This window comes from Pseudoalteromonas sp. Z1A6 (assembly GCF_011378745.1).
Taxonomy (GTDB): domain Bacteria; phylum Pseudomonadota; class Gammaproteobacteria; order Enterobacterales; family Alteromonadaceae; genus Pseudoalteromonas; species Pseudoalteromonas arctica.
Map to the genome: position 1 here is coordinate 1 of NZ_WTKW01000005.1, position 20,231 is coordinate 20,231.

The window sequence follows — 20,231 nt, forward strand, 5'->3', positions numbered from 1 at the left end:
CCGCATAAGCGGCTTTTTTTAACATTTAATGTGTTTAGCAATAACCAAACGACATTAAACGTTTATAACGTTGATCAAGCATTTCCTCAAGCGTAAGCGCTTGTAGGTCTGCTAAGTCGCGTTTAAGGCGAACTTTTAAGTTACGTGCCATAGCATCGTAATTGCGGTGCGCGCCACCTAGAGGTTCATCAATTAAGTTACTGATTAAATCTAGTTCTTTAACTCGCTCTGCGGTTACACCCATTGCTTCTGCTGCAAGTGGTGCTTTGTCGGCGCTTTTCCAAAGAATAGACGCACAACCTTCAGGCGAAATTACAGAGTAAGTACTGTATTGCAACATGTTAACTCTGTCGCCAACACCAATCGCTAATGCACCACCTGAACCGCCTTCACCAATAACCGTACATATTGTCGGCACTTTAAGTGTCGCCATTACTTTTAAGTTACGCGCGATTGCTTCAGATTGACCACGTTCTTCAGCGCCAACACCTGGGTATGCACCCGGCGTGTCGATAAAGGTCATGATTGGCATTTTAAAACGCTCAGCCATTTCCATTAAGCGTAATGCTTTACGGTAACCTTCTGGCTTTGGCATACCAAAGTTGCGTTTAATTTTTTCAGCAGTGTCACGGCCTTTTTGTTGGCCAATAACCATTACTGGTTCGCCATCTAAACGCGCAACGCCTCCTAAAATAGCCGGATCGTTAGCAAAAGTACGATCGCCAGCAAACTCGTCAAATTCCGTGAAAATGCGCTCGATATAATCTCGAGTGTAAGGACGCAACGGATGACGTGCTAACTGTGATACTTGCCAAGCGCCTAAATTAGAAAAAATCTCCTGTTTTTGTTTGGCACTTTTTTCTTTTAATTTGCTGACTTCCTCTTCTAACTCAAGGTCTAATTCGCCAGCGCGGCTTATATTTTGTAATTCTTCAATTTTTGCTTCTAATTCTGCAATTGGAAGCTCAAAATCAAGATAATTGAGGCTCATGCTCTAAACTACCTAATTAGTTAAATTCTAGTTCTACATCTTGCGCAGCCATTAGTGATAACTTATGAATTAAGTCGTCGCTCGGCGTAACACACCATTCGATCCCAAGAGTTAATTGCGCCAACGCATCTGGACGTTGGTAATAAACCTTGATCGGACACGTTCCCATTTTATAGGGTTCGAGTACTTTTTGTAATTTATCGAAGAAACCTGCCTCGACTTGCACCATATTCAGCGTCATTTTAATCGCTTTAATGCGTTTTTCACGCGCTTGAGCAATGGTGTTTATTTCTCTGGCGGTCATTGTAATACCACCGGAGAAGTTATCAAAGCTGACCTGTCCAGATATTACCAAGATATTGTTAACTTGGAGCATATCTTGGTACTTTTCAAACTCGTCTGAATACAAGCGTACATCAATCCGTGCACTCTTGTCATCTAAAGTTACTAAGGCCCAACGATTTCCTTTTTTGTTAATTAATACCCTAGAAGCAATCACTAAACCTGCGGCTGTTGCAAATACATCGCGGTTCGTTGGCTGTAAATCAACTATTTTTCCGCTGGTATAATGCCTAAGTTCACGGCGGTACTGATTTATCGGATGCCCAGTTAAATAAAGGCCTAGGGTTTCTTTTTCACCATCTAACCATTCGTTATCGGTGAGTCCTGTGGCTTTAATAAAGGCTTGTTCAACCTCATCAGGCTCGGTGGCTAATAAACCAAACAAATCACTTTGCCCTAACAGCTCCGCTTTATTGTGTTGGTCGGCTGCCCGCATTGCACTTTTTAAACTAGCTAGTAATGTAGCACGGCCAGCTTGGGTTTTTTCTGGCCCTAAATTATCGAGTGCACCTGAATAAATTAATTTTTCGGTCACGCGTTTATTTAAGCGTTTTAAATCAACTCGGGCACAAAAATCAAATAAATCTTTAAATGGGCCCCCTTTTGCACGCGCTTCTAATATTGCATCAACCGGTGCTTCACCCACGCCTTTAATTGCGCCAATGCCGTAAACAATTTCGCCTTGCAAGTTTACTGTAAACTTAAACTCACCTGCATTCACATCTGGCGGCAATAAGGTGAGCTTCATGTTTTCACATTCATCCACCAAAATAACGATTTTGTCGGTGTTATCCATATCAGCCGACATTACCGCAGCCATAAACTCTGCAGGATGATGCGTTTTCATCCACAGCGTTTGATACGAAACAAGTGCATACGCCGCCGAGTGAGATTTATTAAAACCGTAACCTGCGAACTTTTCTACCAAGTCGAAGATTTTTATTGCGAGTTCGCCGTCAATGCCGTTATTTCTTGCGCCATCTTCAAACGTTGAACGCTGCTTTGCCATTTCTTCGGGTTTTTTCTTACCCATTGCACGACGCAGCATGTCGGCGCCACCTAGCGTGTAACCTGCTAGTACTTGCGCAATTTGCATTACTTGTTCTTGATACAAGATAATGCCGTACGTTGGATCAAGTATTGGTTTTAAGCTTTCGTGCTGATACTGCGCATCTGGGTATGAGATTTCTTCGCGGCCCAGTTTTCGGTCGATAAAGTTATCTACCATGCCAGATTGCAGCGGACCTGGTCGAAACAAGGCCACGAGTGCAATCATATCTTCAAAGCAGTCGGGCTTAAGTCGGCGTACTAAGTCTTTCATACCGCGCGACTCTAGCTGGAATACAGCAGTCGTTTCAGCGCGAAGTAGCAACTCAATACTTTTTTTATCATCAAGTGGGATGGTATTTATATCAACGAGGTCTTTACCTTGGCGCTCCATGCGCACATTGGTCATTTCGACCGCCCACTGCAATATAGTCAGTGTACGTAAACCCAAGAAATCGAACTTAACTAAGCCTGCAGTTTCTACGTCGTTTTTATCAAATTGCGTTACCGGAAACTTACCTTCGTCATCGCAATAAAGCGCGGCAAAGTCGGTAATAGTGGTTGGCGATATTACTACGCCACCCGCATGTTTACCGGCGTTACGTGTACACCCTTCTAGGATGCGACACATGTCGATTAAATCTTTTACTTCGTTATCGCCATCGTAGGCTTCTTGCAAGCGCGGTTCTATATCAAACGCTTTAGCAAGTGTCATCCCAGGATCGCCTGGAATCATTTTAGAAATACGATCAACAAACCCGTAAGGGTGCCCAAGCACTCGCCCTACATCGCGTATTACCGCTTTTGCAGCCATGGTGCCAAAGGTAATAATTTGCGATACCGCATTACGCCCATACAAAGCCGACACGTGATCAATTACTTCGTCTCGTCTATCCATACAAAAATCGACGTCGAAATCGGGCATTGATACACGTTCTGGATTCAAAAACCGCTCAAAAAGCAAGTCGAATTCAAGTGGGTCCAAATCGGTAATTTTAAGTGCGTACGCAACTAACGAACCCGCACCTGAACCACGACCAGGTCCAACAGGAATATTGTTATCTTTACTCCACTGAATAAACTCCATTACGATTAAGAAGTAACCTGGGAATCCCATTTGGTTAATTACGCCAAGCTCTATATCAAGTCGCTCATCGTATTCAACACGTTTTACTTTTCGCTCTTCTTCGTCGGGGAATAAAAACTGCAGTCGCTCTTCAAGACCATCTTCTGACACTTTAACTAAAAACTCATCAATCTTGAGTGAGCCAGTTGGGTAATCAGGTAAAAAGTAAGTCCCTAGCTGAACCGTTACATTACAACGTTTAGCTATTTCTACTGTGTTTTGTAGGGCTTCTGGAATGTCGCTAAACAGCTCAGCCATTTGCTCTGATGTTTTTAGGTATTGTTCTTCAGAGAACCGTTTAGGTCTGCGTTTATCGTCAAGCGTGTAGCCATCAAAAATAGCAACGCGAATTTCGTGCGCTTCAAAATTTTCAGGCTTTAAAAACACTACTTCGTTGGTCGCTACAACAGGTAACTGCTCTTTGGTAGCAAGCTCTACCGCCATGTGTAAGTAGTCTTCTTCAAGCGGTCGGTTAGTGCGCACAAGTTCAAGGTAGTAGTTATCGCTGAAATGCTGCTTATAAAAGCTAACTACCGATTCAATAACACTTGGATTATTTTTTAGTAACGCTTTACCTAAGTCACCATCTTTAGCGCCCGAGAGAATAATTAAGCCCGTTTTATGCTCCACCAGCCATTCTCGGTCAATCACTGGGCGATGAAACACATGCCCACGTTGATACGCTTTAGATATTAATAAGGTAATATTTTTATAGCCGTCGTTGTCTTTGGCTAATATGGTTAAGCGGCTTGGCTCGTCAGGAAATTCTGGGCTACGAACCCAAAAGTCAGCACCCACAATAGGCTTAATACCGGCGTTATGTGTTGCGCCGTAAAAACGCACTAAGCCACAAAAGTTCATTTGATCGGTAATCGCAATAGCGGGCATTTGCAGCTCTTGTGCTTTAGCAACTATTGGCTTTGTTTTAGCAAGGCCGTCAACCATCGAAAAATCTGAATGAACTCTTAAATGAACAAAATCAGGAGCAGCCATGCTTAACCCTCACCATTGGCTTGCGCCAATACACGCTGCACAGGTTTAAAGCTTTTACGATGCTCATCAATCGCGCCGTACTGCTCAAGCGCTGCAAAATGTGCTTTTGTTGGATACCCTTTGTGCCCTGCAAAGCCATATTCAGGGTGGCGTTTATCAAGCTCAATCATTTCGTCATCGCGTGCTACTTTAGCTAAAATAGACGCTGCTGAAATTTCAGCTACTAAGCTATCACCTTTAACAACGGCTTGCGCGGGCATTGTTAGTTTAGGTAAGCGGTTACCATCTATAAATACAAATTCTGGTTGTGTGCTTAACGCTTCTACTGCGCGGGTCATGGCAAGCATAGTAGCGTGCAGAATATTTAGTTCATCAATCTCTGTTGGATTGCAGCGACCATACGCGTAACACAATGCTTTTTCTTTTATTTCAATCGCAAGCGCTTGGCGTTTTTTATCTGTTAATTTTTTAGAATCCGCTAAGCCAGCAATTGGTTTTGAAGGGTCTAAAATAACGGCGGCAGTAACTACGTCGCCAACAAGTGGGCCGCGACCGACTTCATCTACACCGGCAATTAAGGCTACGTTGGGTCTATCAATTTGCATTTATTAACTCCGCCACAGCATTTGCTGCTTGTTCGCTGGCATTTAATCTAATTTTTTCGTGAATAGCTAAAAAGCGTGCTTTTAGCTCAATGTTATCGGTATTAAGCATTGGGGTAAGCGCATTAGTTAAATTAGCCACGTTACACTCGCTTTGTAAAAACTCAGGGACTAACTCTTCGTCTGCTAATAAATTAGGCAGCGAAAAGTACTTTATATTAAACGTAAATAAGGTTTTAAAAATCCAATAGCTCAACGGCTTTATTTTATAACCCACTACCATTGGCTTTTTATAAAGCATACCTTCAAGTGTGGCTGTGCCCGACGCTAATAAAATAGCATCGGCGGCTTGCATCGCTAATTTTGATTGCCCATCTAGCAGGCTCACATTAAGGTTTGGCGCGGTAGCGTTTAATATATCAGTAAACTGCGCTTTGCGTTTTTCGTTAACCAATGGCACCACAATTTTAAGATTGGGGTTTTTAGCTTGCAACTCTGCAGCTGTTTTAATATAAGTTTCGCTTAGTAAGCCAACTTCAGAGCCTCTACTACCTGGTAGTAACGCCAGTACTTTGTCATCAAGGCTTAAGCCGAGTTCTGCACGCGCTTTACTATCGTCGTGCTCAAGCGCTATATCGTCAGCCAAAGTATGCCCTACAAATGTACATGGCACTTGGTGTTTATCGTAAAATTCTTTCTCAAATGGTAATAACGCCAACACTAAGTTAGTCGCTGCACTTATTGTATGTATACGCTTTTCGCGCCACGCCCAAACAGACGGACTTACATATTGTACTGTTTTAATGCCCGCATCTTTAAGTGGCTTTTCAACGCGTAAGTTAAAATCGGGTGCGTCTATACCTATAAATACATCAGGTGGATTATCTACAAAATGCTGCACGAGTTGTTTACGTATTTTAAGCAACCGCGGTAAACGCCCAAGTACCTCAACAAGCCCCATTACCGAAAGCTCATCCATGTCGTAAAGTGTTTTACAGCCTTGCGCTTGCATTTTAGGCCCTGCTATCCCTTCAAAAATAGCATCCGGGAAGTGCTTTTTAAGGGCTTTAATTAAGCCTTCGCCTAAAATATCGCCCGACAGTTCACCTGCCACAATACCAATTCGTAGTTGTTTTTTATCTTTATTCATTTGATTTTATTTCACAAGTAAACCAGGCGTTCATGAGGATTAGTTTACCGTGTTTTACTGTTTGGTTAAACGCTTTAAATAACTGGTTTTTTATCACCTAAGTTAAGGCTTTATGTTGTTTGTTTTTAATACTGATGTAGCATAGGAAATATATTAAGTTTTACTAATATGTATGTTGACAAAAATTGCACAAAAGTAAATACTATTACAAACTTTCAGTAATTACTGAAAGTTCATTAAAGCTTAACTTTGCCAATTAAATGTTGCCCTGTTAATCCGTCACTCTCAAGGAGCCAATAATGATAGATGAAACCTTTGTGGATCTATCGCGATTACAGTTTGCTGTTACCGCTCTCTTTCATTTCTTATTCGTACCGTTAACAATAGGTATGACCTGGATTTTAGTTATTATGGAATCGGTTTATGTAATGACCGGTCGCGAAATTTATCGTGATATGACTAAGTTTTGGGGAAAATTGTTTGGTATTAACTTTGCAATTGGTGTGGCCACAGGCCTTACCATGGAGTTTGAGTTTGGTACTAACTGGTCTTATTACTCGCATTACGTAGGTGATGTTTTTGGGGCTCCCCTTGCTATTGAAGGTTTAATGGCATTCTTTTTAGAATCGACCTTTGTTGGCATGTTCTTTTTAGGGTGGGACAGACTCTCTAAACGCCAGCATTTAGGTGCAACCTTTTTAATGGCCATTGGTACCAACATGTCGGCGCTGTGGATTTTAATAGCCAACGGCTGGATGCAAAACCCGGTAGGTGCTGAGTTTAACTATCAAACTATGCGCATGGAAATGACCAGCTTTGCAGAGCTTGTTTTTAACCCTGTAGCGCAAGTTAAGTTTATTCATACTGTATCGGCAGGTTATGTAGCTGCATCAATGTTTGTATTGGGTATAAGTAGTTGGTACATATTAAAAGGCCGCGACCTTGCATTTGCTAAGCGTTCGTTTTCGGTCGCTTCTGGTTTTGGTTTAGCGTCAATTTTATGTGTAATTTTACTCGGCGACGAATCGGGCTACGAAGTAGGCGAAGTTCAAAAAGTAAAACTAGCCACAATTGAAGCAGAATGGCATACAGAAGAAGCCCCTGCTGCGTTTACCGCATTTGGTTTCCCTGATTCAGAAGAGCAAGTAACACATGCTGCGGTTAAAATACCTTATGCACTTGGATTAATTGCAACTCGCTCGCTCGATGAGCAAGTAACCGGTATTAACGACCTAGAAAAGCAACACGAAGTACGTATTCGTAACGGTATGATTGCTTATAAATACCTTACAAAACTTAGAAACGGTGAAGACACGCCTGAAAATATAGCGACATTTAATACCCTAAAAGATGATTTAGGTTATGGCTTGCTACTTAAGCGCTACACACCTGATGTTGTAGATGCTACCGAAGATCAAATTCAAAAAGCCGTTAAAGACTCTTTCCCTAAAGTAGGCCCTATGTTTTGGTCATTTAGGATTATGGTTGCCTGTGGTGTAGCGATGCTTGGTGTATTTATATTGGCATTTTACTACAACGCACACCGCGTGATTGAGCAAAAGCGCTGGTTGTTATGGGCTGCTGTATTGAGCATTCCACTACCTTGGATAGCTATTGAATTTGGCTGGATAGTTGCTGAATATGGTCGCCAACCTTGGGCTATATCTGAAATACTGCCGACCTTTTTAGCCACGTCGTCACTAACAATAAACGACATTCTAATTAGCTTAACTGGATTTATTGTTTTCTACACTGGTTTAGCCATTGTTGAAGGCTGGCTGATGATCCGTTTTGTTAAGCAAGGGCCGAGCTCGCTGCATACAGGTAAATATCATTTTGAGTTACCAAACAAAGCTGAGCAAACTGAAGGAGAGCAATCATGATTTTTGATTATGAAACATTAAAAATGCTTTGGTGGTTGATCATTGGTGTGCTGCTTATTGGCTTTGCTATTACCGATGGCATGGATATGGGCGTTGCTATGTTGCTTCGCCTAGTTGGTAAAACAGATTCAGAGCGCCGCACAGTAATAAACACAATTGGCCCGCATTGGGACGGTAACCAAGTATGGTTTATAACCGCAGGCGGTGCGTTGTTTGCAGCGTGGCCTATGGTTTATGCCGCTGCATTTTCGGGCTTTTACTTTGCCATGATGCTAGTACTCTTTGCCTTGTTTTTTAGACCACTTGGGTTTGATTACCGCAGTAAAGTAGATTCAAAACGCTGGCGCAACAATTGGGATTGGGGCTTGCTTGCAGGCAGCGCAATTCCGGCATTAGTTTTTGGTGTTGCATTTGGTAACTTATTTTTAGGCGTACCGTTTAATATTGATAACCTAATGCGTGTTAGCTACCAAGGCTCATTTTTTGGCTTGCTTAACCCATTTGGATTACTTGCTGGTTTGATTAGTATTACCATGTTAGTTGCTCATGCTGGTATGTGGTTACAACTTCGTACAGCAAGTGCAGTAGCAGAGCGTTCGGGTCAATATGGTCGCTACTCTCTAATTGCATTTATTGTATTATTTGCAGCTGCTGGTTTTTGGGTTGCTAATTTAACGGGTTACCAAATTGTATCTATGCCCGATACGCAAAGCCACGCAGATCCTTTAGCTAAAGTAGTAACAACAGCGCAAGGTGCTTGGTTAAGTAATTACAGCGATCGCCCGTGGACAATGACCTTCCCTATATTAGCGTTTGCAATGGCATTAAGTGCTCTTATATTTTCTAAATTGAATAAGCCAGCACTTGGGCTTATTTCAACAAGCTTAATGTTAGTAGGCGTAATTATGACGGCAGGTGTTTCACTGTTCCCATTTATTATGCCATCAAGCAATAATCCTAATATTAGCTTAACAATTTGGGATGCGGTATCGAGCCATAGAACGCTAAATGTAATGTTTGTTGCAGTATCTATTTTTGTACCACTTATTTTAACCTACACCACCTGGTGTTACGTAAAAATGTGGCGCAGAGTGACAGTTGAAGAAATTGAAAATAACACTCACGGTAGCTATTAAGGAGACTAAACTATGTGGTATTTCGCTTGGATTTTAGGTGTACTTTTGGCCTGTACCTTAGGTGTGATAAATGTAATGTGGTACGAGTTTCATCAAAATAAAAACAGCATTGCTGATGATGAACAACCTATGCATGATTTATTAAACGAGGCTAACTCGACTAAAGATGACGACTAACCCTCGACCAGATCGCGCGCAGCAGCAGTCACTGCGCGCTTTTTTAAAGTTACAAAGTAAACCCGCTGCAGTGTGGTTAAAGTTAAGCATTGCACTGGGTACTTTTAACGCATTACTGATGATTGCAGGTGCTTATTTACTGGCTCAAGCTATTCATAATGTAATGTTTGAAGGCAGCAGCTTAAGCGGCGTTACACACTTACTGTGGCCCTTAGCAGCTATTACTTTACTGCGTGCAATATTTTTAGCATTAAGCGAACGCTTGAGTGCATATGCTGCACTTAAAATAAAATCGGCAATGCGCCAAACACTTCTAAATAAGCTCAGCTTACTTGGGCCAAGCTATATAGAACAACACGGCCAAGGCGCTACACTCAATACCTTACATAATGGTGTAGAAGCTCTTCACGACTATTATGCTAAATACCTACCTGGTGCTGCTTACAGCGCGCTTATTCCGCTGGCAATCTTGGTTGTTATTTTTCCGACAGATTACAAAGCTGGGCTAATATTTTTATTAACTGCCCCGCTCATTCCTTTTTTCATGATTTTAGTAGGATCTAAAGCTGAGGCACTAAATCAAAAGCGTTGGAAACAGCTTGCTGTACTAGGCAATTACTTTTTTGACCGCGTACAAGGTTTAACCCAACTCAAGCTATTTAATGCAACACGTACCGAGCTCAAACAAATAGCTAAAATTTCAGATGATTTTAGACACGCTACACTCGATGTTTTAAAAATCGCATTTTTATCATCGTTTGCACTTGAGTTTTTAGCCACTATTAGCGTGGCATTAGTCGCAGTAATTATTGGTTTTAGACTGTTTTTTGGTACTCTTGATTTTGCAACAGGCTTTGTTGTGCTGCTTTTAGCGCCTGAATTTTATTTACCACTGCGCCAATTGGGTAGCCATTACCATGCACGCTTACAAGGTATTAGTGCCGCCGCCGATATGGTTGCTATTTTAAACGCTCCACTGCCAAGTGACGAAAATGCGTTAGTGACTACAAGCACGCCTGAAAATAATTTAACTTTAAACTCAATTAACTCAATTAACTCAATAAGTATTATCGACCTTAATTTTATATACCCAGATAGTAACGAAGGGATTAAAAATATAAATTTAACATTGCCAAATAAAGGCTTAATTGCGGTAGTGGGCAGTAGTGGCTCAGGTAAAAGTACCCTGTTTGATTGCCTATTAGGGTTTCACCCTGAGGTGATTAATCACCTATCTATTAATGAGCAGAATTTAAGCACAACCGATATTGTTTTCATGCAAAATAATATTGCATGGATACCGCAAAAAGCAACGCTGTTTTACGACACCATTGCTGCCAACATTAAATTGGCCAAACCAAATGCCACTCAACAAGAGCTTGAACATGCAGCAAAGCAAGCGGGTGTGCTTGAATTTATAAATACCCTACCCGATGGTTTTAAAACATTAATAGGTGAGCAAGGTGAAGGGCTTTCTGGTGGCCAAAAGCAACGCATCGCACTGGCACGTGCATTTATAAAACAAGCGCCAGTCTTAGTGCTTGATGAGCCTACAGCGCACCTTGATAGCCAAACAGAGCAACTGATTCAAAATGCCATTAATGAATACGCTAAAAACAACTTAGTGTTAGTCATTGCTCATAGACTCAATACCGTTAAACACGCCAGTAATATAATTGTTATGCACGATGGAAAAATAGCTGAGCAAGGACACTTTGAAGAACTTGCAGCGCAAAATGGTGTATTTTCAAATTTACTCAAAACAGCTGAGCAAGGAGTAATGCATGACTAACTTTATTCGTTTATTAAAGCTTTGCGCTCCTCATTACAAAGCAATGCTACTAGGCACATTTTTAGCGACGATTACGGTATTAGCCAATGTGGGTTTACTGGCTATATCTGGCTGGTTTTTAGCATCAATGGCCGCTGCAGGTATTGCCGGCGTGCAAATGAACTACTTTACTCCAGCAGGAACGATTCGATTTTTAGCAATTGTACGAACCGCGTCGCGCTATGGCGAGCGTTTGGTTACTCATAACGCCACGTTTTTATTACTAAGTGAAATACGCACGAATGTATTTGCAACGTTAAGTAAGCTTAACAATGTTGATTTAGCAATGAGCCGCAGCGCTGATTTAGTTAACCGATTACAAAACGATGTAGACGCACTCGACAAGTTTTATTTAAACGTTTTACTGCCTATGCTGGTCGCTCTTTTAAGTGTGCCAATCATCATGCTGTTTATGTCGGCCTATAATGGCAACGTCGCCCTTATTTGCTTTACAGGCATTGTACTTATTGGTGTTGTAATACCTGCTTTACTCAGTGCAAAGCTCACTAAAAACAGCCATAAAGAAACGCAGCTTAGTGCGCAACTTCGCTCTGAACTTTCAGATACACTTACAGGGCTAAGAGAGTTGAGTATTTATCAAGCTCGTTCGCAGCAGCTTAATAAGTGCGATGTATTAAGCGAGCAATACAATCAGCAATTATTTATTCGCCACAAAGCCCTGGCAAACTCAGATGGGTTAAGCTTGTTGGTTGTTCAATTAGCCATGCTTGCTAGCATAGTAACCATAGTCCCGTTGGTTTACGCCAATACTATGGTAAATGTAGAACTTGCCATGCTAAGCCTTTTTGTACTGGCAAGCTTTGAGAGTGTATTGCTACTGCCTAATGCGTTTATTGAGCTACCTAACGTATTAAAAGCAGCAGAGCGGTTATTTACACTTGAAGATAAAGCAGCTAACTCGCAAGATAAAAATACAATTATAGAGACAAATGAAAGCTTTAGCGCGCAAAATAATACATTGGCACTTAACAATATTAGCTATCAATATGGTGAACAAACAGCACTAACTGATGTTAGCTTTGAGCTAATGCCTCAGCAAAAAGTAGCGATTGTTGGCAGAAGCGGCAGCGGCAAAACCACGCTTGTAAATTTACTGACTGGTTTATGGTCCTTGCAAAAAGGTAGCATTACTCTAAATAATCAAAATAGTGTTGTTAACTTACATTCATTAAATAGCGATATACGCGCAAACGTTATAAATATACTCGCTCAGCAGCACCATATTTTTGATGGCACGTTAAGTGAAAACTTACGTTATGCAGCGCCAAATGCAACTAAAGAGCAAATGATTGAAGCGCTCTCATTAGCGCAATTAAGCCCATGGTTTAATGAGCTAAAAGAAGGTTTAAAAACACGATTAGGTACTGGCGGGCGTAACGTATCGCAAGGCCAATCTAGGCGTATAGCCATTGCGCAAGCGTTACTTAAAAACCCGGCTATTTTAGTCCTTGATGAACCAACAGAAGGCCTTGATAATCAATCTAAGCAAGGTGTAATGCAAGCAATTATGCATGTTATGAACAACGCGAGTGTACTAACAATTACGCACGATCCCGCCCTACTTGCTCAAATGGATAATGTTGTATGGTTGGAAGACGGTCAAATAGTCGCACAAGGCTCTCATAAAGAGCTCAGTGGGGCTTATCCTGGTTATGTTGCGCTAACTACCCGGTTTTAAAACCTTTACTGATACATCAATAACGCCGACCTTAGGGTCGGCTATTTTTTTAAACATACTTTTTGATAAATCAATAATACGACCTCGCACATACGGGCCTCTATCGTTGATTCTTACCGTGACTGATTTGTTATTAGCTAGATTGGTAACAACCACCGTAGTACCAAAATCGAATTCTAAATGGGCTGCCGTGGCAGCTTGTTGGCTAAAGCGCTCTCCGTTGGCGGTTGTTCTTCCGTGGTATTTATCAGCATAAAAAGATGCTTTTCCAACTTGAGTGATTTCTCCAGCAGATGATTTAACAATAGGTTGGCTACTACAAGCGGCTAAAACTGAAGTAATAAAAAGAGTGACTACTAACTTAGGTAAACGCATAGAACGGCTTTTATTATATAAATTACCCGCATACTAACTCAATTACCCTGAGTATTAACTGAATTAGCTTAAAGCAGGGCAATAAAAAACCACCTTCGATTTATCATCTAGGGTGGTTTTTTTAATGCTTAAAGCAAACCCGCGAATTATCTTACGATGCCGCGCTCTGAGTTTTTAACAAAGTCGACCATCAATTTCACAGCAGGATACTTTGCGGCATCTTCACTAAGCGACTCAATAGCTTCTTCAGCACCTAAGCTTTTACGATAAAATGCTTTGTATGCACGGCGTACAGCCATAATTTCATCACTTTCGAAACCACGACGCTTCATGCCTTCTTTATTGATAGCTGCAGGACCTGCTGGCATACCAATGGTAGTAACAAATGGTGGTACATCTTTGTTAACACCTGAATACATACCAATAAAGGCATGTGCACCAATTTTACAAAACTGATGAACACCCGAATTACCACCAAGGATAACCCAATCGCCTACATGTACATGGCCGGCCACACTTGCGTTGTTAGCAAAAATTACGTTATCGCCAATTACCGCGTCATGTGCAACGTGTGTATAAGCCATAAACAAATTATTACTACCAATTTTAGTAACACCTTGGTCTTGAATCGTACCACGGTGAATAGTGGCACATTCACGGATAACGTTGTTATCACCCATGATTAAAGTGGTTGGCTCGTTGTTGTATTTTTTGTCTTGGCAGGCTTCGCCCACAGACGCGAACTGAAAAATATGATTGCCAGAGCCAATAGTTGACGGCCCTTTAACAACAACGTGAGACTCAATAATACAGTTATCACCGATAACAACATCATTGCCAATATAACTATACGGACCAACTGAGACATTGTTGCCTAGTTTAGCGCCAGGTTCGATTATTGCTGTAGAATGGATCACTATTAAAACTCTCTTCTCGCACACATAATTTCGGCACTACACACTATTTTGCCGTCGACTCTAGCTTCTGCAGCAAACTTCCAAATGTTGCGACGTTCTTTTAAAAACTCAACATGAAGATGCATTGTATCACCAGGAATTACAGGTTGTTTAAAACGTGCGTTATCAACAGCAGCAAACAAATACAATTCGTTTTCGCTACGGTTTTCTACTGTTTTAAAACCTAATAAACCCGTTGCTTGCGCCATTGATTCTAATATTAGCACACCAGGAAAAATTGGCTGATTTGGAAAGTGCCCAGTAAAAATTGGTTCATTTATAGAAACATTTTTAATAGCATGTAAAGACTTGCCAGGTGTAAAATCAATAACACGATCAATTAATAGCATCGGGTAACGGTGCGGTAATAAACTTAAAATTTCTTGAATATCAAGGCTATTTAATTCGTTTGCCAAAATAGCATCCTTATTAGTGTTCAACGTTATGACTTAGCCAATGCTTCAAGCGCTTTAAGACGAGATTTCATGTCTGAAAGGTTACGCAAGTGAGCTATTGATTTACGCCATTCTTTGTTTGTTGTATGGGGCATACCAGATGAGTAAATACCTGGTTCGGTGATTGATTTTGTCACCATACTCATGCCGGTAATTATAACACCATCACATACAGACATGTGACCATTAATTGCAACCATGCCACCAATTTGACAGTTCTTGCCAATGGTAACGCTTCCTGCAAGTACAGTGCAGCCCGCTATTGCGGTGCCTGAATTAACTTCAACGTTGTGCGCTATTTGACACTGATTATCGATAATAACATTGCTATGAATGATGGTATTGTCCAGTGCACCACGATCAATTGTCGTACTTGCACCAATTTCAACTTTGTTGCCTATGATCACTGAACCAAGTTGAGGTATCTTAACCCACTGCCCGCGCTCATTTGCATAACCAAACCCATCACTACCTACAACACTATTTGCTTGAAACAAACAATCTGAACCAATTTCAACATCGTGATAAATAGTCACACTAGGCCAAAGCTTAGTGCCAGAACCTATTTTAACACGTTCCCCGATAAAACTGTTCGGACCAATTTGCGCGTTGTCACCTATCACTGCATGAGCTTCAATGACTGCGTTAGCACCAATAGCGGCGCTATCACTAACAATCGCTGTTGAATGAACAGTTGCACTTGGATGAATACCCGTCGAGGCTGAGCGTGGTGTTGTATCCATAAATTGCGCTAATTTTGCGTAACTTACATACGGATTAGCAACAATAATTTTGCTACCACTAAAGTACTCTGCATCGGCTTGGCTTACTATTACAGCACTAGCTTGAGTAGTCTCAAGTTGCGATCGATATTTTGAGTTCGCTAAAAATGCAATATGCCCAGAATGGGCATTTGCAAGTGTCGCTATTTTTTTTATTTCTAAAGCGCCATCACCCTGAAGTTCGGCGCCTAGAAGTTCCGCAATTTGCGAAAGCGTATAATTTTGCATAGAGTGATTATTTCTTACTAACAGCGGCTACAACTTTAGATGAAAGATCAGTCACTTCTTTAGGGTTAAAGTAAATAGTAGTGTCTTTTACTTTAACTTCGTCGAAGTCGCCGTCTTTAGCAATCTCTTCAATTGTTTTGATGATTACACCTTGAACTTTAGCAAGCTCTTGGTTTTGACGCGCTTTAATTTCTTGCTCTAAAGGGCGACCTTGTTCAGCAAGATTTTTTTGCATGCCTTGAATTTTTTCACGCAGAGTATCTTTTTGAGCTTGGCTCATCGTTGTACTTTCACGTTTAAATTTTTCAGCTTCAAAACGAATATCGCCTTGTAACTTTTCAAGCTCTTGACGACGTTCAGCAAACTCAGTTTGTAAAGACTGTTCAATTTTAGCCATTTGAGGAATTTGCTTGTAGATTTCCTGCATATCAACAATACCTACTTTGTGTGCAAATGCATTCACAGAAGTACCCATCATTAACGTTGCTAAAACTGCTACAGCTGTTGATTTAAATAATTTTTTCACAAAAAACTCCTTTAGAAAGTGTTACTAATGTTAAAGCTGATGGTTTTCGTATCGTCATCTTCTTCTTTTTGCAATGGATACGCAAAACTGATCAGCATTGGACCCATTGGAGAGATCCATTGTAATGAAAGACCGGTTGAAACCCTAAAACGCATTGGGTCTGAATAGTCATCTAATTTAGCACGTTCATCAACGCCTAAGTTTTGATAGCGGTCTACGTTAAACTCAGTATCCCATACGTTTGCAGCATCAACAAAGAAGCTAGTACGTACAGAACTGGTATTTTCTTCATCTAAGAACGGCGTAGGAACAATTAGCTCCATACCTGCCACTGCTTTGGCATTACCACCAATACGACCTTGTGGCACTAGAATATCAAATTCTGATGCACCACCAATGCTACCGGTTGTAGTACCGTCTGCACCTGGCGTACCCGGAATAGACTGCGGTATACGCGACACAGCACGTGGTAATATTGTATTACGGTCAAAGCCACGTAGTTCCATTTCCGTTATACGGAAGTACTCTTGGAATGGAAGTGTTTGCTCATACCCGTTTGTAGAACCATAACCATTACCATAACCAAGTGCTGCACGCGTTGAGAATACCCAACGGTGGTCATTTGATATAGGCCAGTAAAAACGCGAATCGTAGTTCAGTTTAAAGTACTGAAGATCTGAGTTAGGCGTTGTTGCTGTTAAGTTTAGAGTTTGACGCGAACCCGCTGTTGGGAATAAACCACGGTTAACGGTGATACGCGACCAGCCAACACTCAGCTCATACTTAGTAAAGTCAAAGCCTGCATCTGGGTTATCTGGATCTAAGAATGTTTCACGAAGTACACGCGTTTGCTCGTACTCTGCAATATCCGAAAGCTCTTCTTTAATCCAACGGGCGCCAAAGTTAACACGATTTACAGCATCAATTGGAAAACCAATATTTGTGCCTAAACCATAACTTTTCGATTTATATTCGACAAGGCTAAATTTACTTGCATCGTAGTTTCTGTAAAAGATGCTACTGCCTTGCGATACACCATCTGGCGTAAAGTATGGGTCTGTGTACGATAAGCTTAAGCTTTCAGAACCTGTAGACGTATTAAGGTTTAAACCAATTTGGTTACCTGTGCCTAAAAAGTTAGATTCTGTTACACCAATATTAAACTGCAGACCTAAGTAAGAACCATAAGCAAGACCAGCATTAAAGCTACCTGCAGATTGCTCTTTTACAGTAAAGTCTACATCTACTTGGTCATCCACACCGGGTACAGGCACTACGTTAAAATCAACAGTTTCCATGTAAGGTAGACGTTGAATTTGCAGTTTTGAACGCTCAAGGTTTTGATTAGATAACCATGCGCCTTCAAGTTGTGTCATTTCACGACGAAGTACTTCATCTGCCGTATTTTGGTTACCACCAACAATAATACGACGAACGTATACACGCTTACCTGGATTAACCGATAGTGTTAATTGTACTTCTTGCTTTTCGTCGTCAATTTCTGGAATTGTACGCACTTCAGCATTAGCGTAACCAAAACGGGCTAGGTAGCTTTTAATAAATTCTTCAGATGAAGTAACTACAGAACCGTTATAAAGCTCACCCGCTCTAAGTGGGATAACACTTTTAATTAAGTCTTCACGGCCAAGCAAGTCACCAATAAAGTCAAAACCTTTAACTTTATATTTTACGCCTTCAGTTAAGTTAGCTGTAACGTAAACCGATTCACGTTCAGGGCTCACTGAAACTTGCGTTGAGTCGATATTAAAACGCAGGTAACCACGGTCTAAATAATAACTACGAATTTTTTCTAAATCGCCTTCAATGGTTTGCTTTTGGTAACGGTCGCTACCCATAAACTGCCACCAAGGTAAATCTTGCTGCGATTCAGCAAGTTTAAGAAGCTCTTCATTAGAAAAAAGTTCATTACCCACTAAGTTAATTTGGCGGATAGAAGCAGCATCACCTTCATCAAACTCTAACTTAAGTTTAACGCGGTTACGTGGCAGCTTAGTAATACTGATATCTACTTTAGCGTTGTATTTACCAATACTGTGGAAAAACTCAACTAAGCCTTTTTCGATACTATCGATAACGGTTTTATCAAGTGGTTCACCTTGGCGAATATCTTGCTGATCAAGAGACTCATTAAGCTGCTCGTCTTTAATGTCTTTATTGCCTTCAAACTCAATAAAGCTGATGGTAGGACGTTCCGTTACTTTAAAAATAACGTTGTTGCCATCACGAAGTGCTTTTATGTTATCAAAGTGCCCAGAACGATAAAGTGACTTTATTGTTTTTGAAATCGTATAGTCATCAACATTATCGCCTACGTTAATAGGAATATGTGTTAGCGCTGCACCAAGTGCTACGCGCTGCAAACCTTCAACTTTCAGGTCTTCAACAATAAAGGAGTTTTGGCCTAGGGCTGCAAAACTTGCACCCAATAAACTTGTTATTGCCAAATGTTTTTTTATAGCCATTTTATTATCTTTATCCTTTACAACTGTATTACCGCATAACACCTTACTAGTGGTGCTTTACAATCGTGTTCTAATTAGTAATTTGCCACGCTGTAACTACAAACGCGATACATCATTGAACAAAGCGAAACATGTTAGAAAAATGAGCAACAAGGCACCCACTTTAAAACCAAACTCTTGTGTCTTTTCAGAGACCGGCTTTTTACGAAAAAGTTCAATTATGTAATACATTAAGTGTCCGCCATCAAGCACTGGTAAGGGTAATAAATTAAATACACCCAAGTTAACGCTTATTAAGGCTAAAAAGCTTAAAAAGGCCACTAACCCATAGCTTACGCTAGTTCCAGCGCCTACTGCAATGCCCACAGGACCACTTAAATTTTTAACCGAAACCTGGCCTGTAATTAAATTACCAATCATGTCAAAACTGAGTGTAATTAAGCGCCAAGTTTCTTTTGTGCCTCGCACAATACTATCGAGCGGGCCGTAATGCCTTGTCTCTACATAGCCATCAGGCCATTGCTGTACAACAGGAGCAACACCTAAAAAGCCTTGCTCAATACCGTTATTATCAATGCGCCCTTTAGGGGTAACTGTAATGGCTTGTATAGTATCTTGTCTTTTTACACTAAATTGTAAAGATTTGTTAGCTGATTGCGTAATAAGATTAACTAATTGCTGCCAATTGCTTATTGTTTCACCGTTTACAGCCAAAATTGTGTCGTTAACTTGTAAATTAGCGTGTTCTGCGGCTGAGTCTTTAGTTACGGCGGCAATTGTTAAAGTTGCTTGAGGTCTAAATGGCACAATACCTAACGAACTCAGTGGTGGTACGTCTCGCTGGTCAAGCTTCCAACCCTCTAAATTAAGCGTTTTAACGCGTGGTTGAAGGTTTTTATCACGAACAATAACTTCAACGCTTTCTTCGCCTAAGTTAGACATAAGCGCAAATGTGGCATCTTGCCATGTCGTTATGTCATCATCACCAATTTTTATAATATGTTGAGAAGGCATAATGCCCGCCTGCTCTGCGCGACTGCCTTCGGTTATGCTGCCAACAACTGGCTTAACCGATTGCACACCTACCATATACATCACCGCAAGAGCAAAAATGGCAAACAAAAAGTTAGCCATTGGTCCCGCAGCAACAATAGCAATACGCGCTTGTACAGATTTAGAGTTAAACGACAAGTGGCGTTGATTTGCTGGTACGTCATCAACTCGCTCATCAAGCATTTTTACATATCCGCCTAATGGAATAGCGGCAATCACGTATTCGGTATTATATTTGTCATGCCATTTTAACAGTGGCTTACCAAAACCAATTGAAAAACGCAGCACTTTAACGCCCATTTTTCGTGCAACCCAAAAATGGCCATATTCATGTATGGCCACTAAAATACCAAGCGCTAAAATAAATGAGCCAAGATTCCAAAAAAAATCAAACAT

Annotated in this window: 16 protein-coding genes; 5 read left to right on the plus strand and 11 right to left on the minus strand. The window is 41.0% G+C overall.

What is annotated here, in order from left to right; genetic code table 11:
- Window positions 1–34: 34 nt before the first annotated feature.
- The 4 genes from accA to lpxB are packed head-to-tail and all read right to left on the minus strand — an operon-like array spanning window position 35 to window position 6,251.
- Entirely contained in the window at window positions 35–991 is a 957-nt protein-coding gene (gene accA, locus GQR46_RS00615; RefSeq protein ID WP_007581016.1) for an acetyl-CoA carboxylase carboxyl transferase subunit alpha, read from the minus strand.
- 16 nt (window positions 992–1,007) lie between these two features.
- Window positions 1,008–4,499 carry a DNA polymerase III subunit alpha gene (dnaE, locus tag GQR46_RS00620; RefSeq protein ID WP_010553736.1) on the minus strand — a complete coding sequence of 1,164 codons (3,492 nt, stop codon included), beginning with the start codon at window positions 4,497–4,499 and terminating at the stop codon, window positions 1,008–1,010.
- A gap of 2 nt (window positions 4,500–4,501) precedes the next feature.
- Window positions 4,502–5,104 (minus strand): ribonuclease HII, encoded by a 603-nt coding sequence (rnhB, locus tag GQR46_RS00625; protein WP_165739349.1) that lies wholly within the window; start codon window positions 5,102–5,104, stop codon window positions 4,502–4,504.
- Complete coding sequence (gene lpxB / locus GQR46_RS00630; RefSeq protein WP_165739351.1) at window positions 5,094–6,251, minus strand: lipid-A-disaccharide synthase; 1,158 nt, start codon at window positions 6,249–6,251, stop codon at window positions 5,094–5,096. The genes rnhB and lpxB overlap by 11 nt, the downstream gene beginning before the upstream one ends.
- Before the next feature lie 299 nt (window positions 6,252–6,550).
- Here lpxB and GQR46_RS00635 point away from each other — a divergent pair, with 299 nt between their 5' ends.
- From GQR46_RS00635 to cydC, 5 genes are read left to right on the plus strand one after another with little or no spacing between them, the layout of a single operon-like run.
- Window positions 6,551–8,134, plus strand: coding sequence for a cytochrome ubiquinol oxidase subunit I (locus GQR46_RS00635; protein ID WP_165739353.1), 1,584 nt, complete (start codon window positions 6,551–6,553; stop codon window positions 8,132–8,134).
- Window positions 8,131–9,270 carry a cytochrome d ubiquinol oxidase subunit II gene (gene cydB / locus GQR46_RS00640; RefSeq protein WP_165739355.1) on the plus strand — a complete coding sequence of 380 codons (1,140 nt, stop codon included), beginning with the start codon at window positions 8,131–8,133 and terminating at the stop codon, window positions 9,268–9,270. The genes GQR46_RS00635 and cydB overlap by 4 nt, the downstream gene beginning before the upstream one ends.
- A 12-nt stretch (window positions 9,271–9,282) precedes the next feature.
- Window positions 9,283–9,447 carry a cytochrome bd-I oxidase subunit CydX gene (gene cydX / locus GQR46_RS00645; protein ID WP_008133888.1) on the plus strand — a complete coding sequence of 55 codons (165 nt, stop codon included), beginning with the start codon at window positions 9,283–9,285 and terminating at the stop codon, window positions 9,445–9,447.
- A complete protein-coding gene (cydD, locus tag GQR46_RS00650) occupies window positions 9,437–11,239 on the plus strand; it encodes a thiol reductant ABC exporter subunit CydD (RefSeq protein ID WP_165739357.1) in 1,803 nt (600 codons plus the stop codon). Before cydX ends, cydD begins: the two co-directional genes overlap by 11 nt.
- Window positions 11,232–12,977, plus strand: coding sequence for a thiol reductant ABC exporter subunit CydC (cydC, locus tag GQR46_RS00655; protein WP_165739359.1), 1,746 nt, complete (start codon window positions 11,232–11,234; stop codon window positions 12,975–12,977). The genes cydD and cydC overlap by 8 nt, the downstream gene beginning before the upstream one ends.
- Here cydC and GQR46_RS00660 read toward each other — a convergent pair.
- From GQR46_RS00660 to rseP, 7 genes are all read right to left on the minus strand, one after another.
- Window positions 12,960–13,352, minus strand: a complete 393-nt coding sequence (locus tag GQR46_RS00660; RefSeq protein ID WP_010553743.1) for a septal ring lytic transglycosylase RlpA family protein — start codon at window positions 13,350–13,352, stop codon at window positions 12,960–12,962. The genes cydC and GQR46_RS00660 overlap by 18 nt on opposite strands.
- Window positions 13,353–13,498: 146 nt before the next feature.
- Complete coding sequence (gene lpxA / locus GQR46_RS00665) at window positions 13,499–14,269, minus strand: acyl-ACP--UDP-N-acetylglucosamine O-acyltransferase (RefSeq protein WP_007580998.1); 771 nt, start codon at window positions 14,267–14,269, stop codon at window positions 13,499–13,501.
- Window positions 14,270–14,271: 2 nt separating this feature from the next.
- Entirely contained in the window at window positions 14,272–14,724 is a 453-nt protein-coding gene (gene fabZ / locus GQR46_RS00670; RefSeq protein WP_007580997.1) for a 3-hydroxyacyl-ACP dehydratase FabZ, read from the minus strand.
- Between the two features lie 26 nt (window positions 14,725–14,750).
- The gene (gene lpxD / locus GQR46_RS00675) at window positions 14,751–15,773 is read right to left on the minus strand and encodes a UDP-3-O-(3-hydroxymyristoyl)glucosamine N-acyltransferase (RefSeq protein WP_007580995.1); all 1,023 of its coding nucleotides are present in this window, start codon (window positions 15,771–15,773) and stop codon (window positions 14,751–14,753) included.
- A gap of 7 nt (window positions 15,774–15,780) precedes the next feature.
- Window positions 15,781–16,299, minus strand: a complete 519-nt coding sequence (locus GQR46_RS00680) for an OmpH family outer membrane protein (RefSeq protein WP_007580993.1) — start codon at window positions 16,297–16,299, stop codon at window positions 15,781–15,783.
- An 11-nt stretch (window positions 16,300–16,310) separates the two neighbouring features.
- Complete coding sequence (gene bamA, locus GQR46_RS00685; RefSeq protein ID WP_007580991.1) at window positions 16,311–18,782, minus strand: outer membrane protein assembly factor BamA; 2,472 nt, start codon at window positions 18,780–18,782, stop codon at window positions 16,311–16,313.
- A gap of 96 nt (window positions 18,783–18,878) precedes the next feature.
- Window positions 18,879–20,231, minus strand: a complete 1,353-nt coding sequence (gene rseP / locus GQR46_RS00690) for a sigma E protease regulator RseP (protein WP_010553745.1) — start codon at window positions 20,229–20,231, stop codon at window positions 18,879–18,881.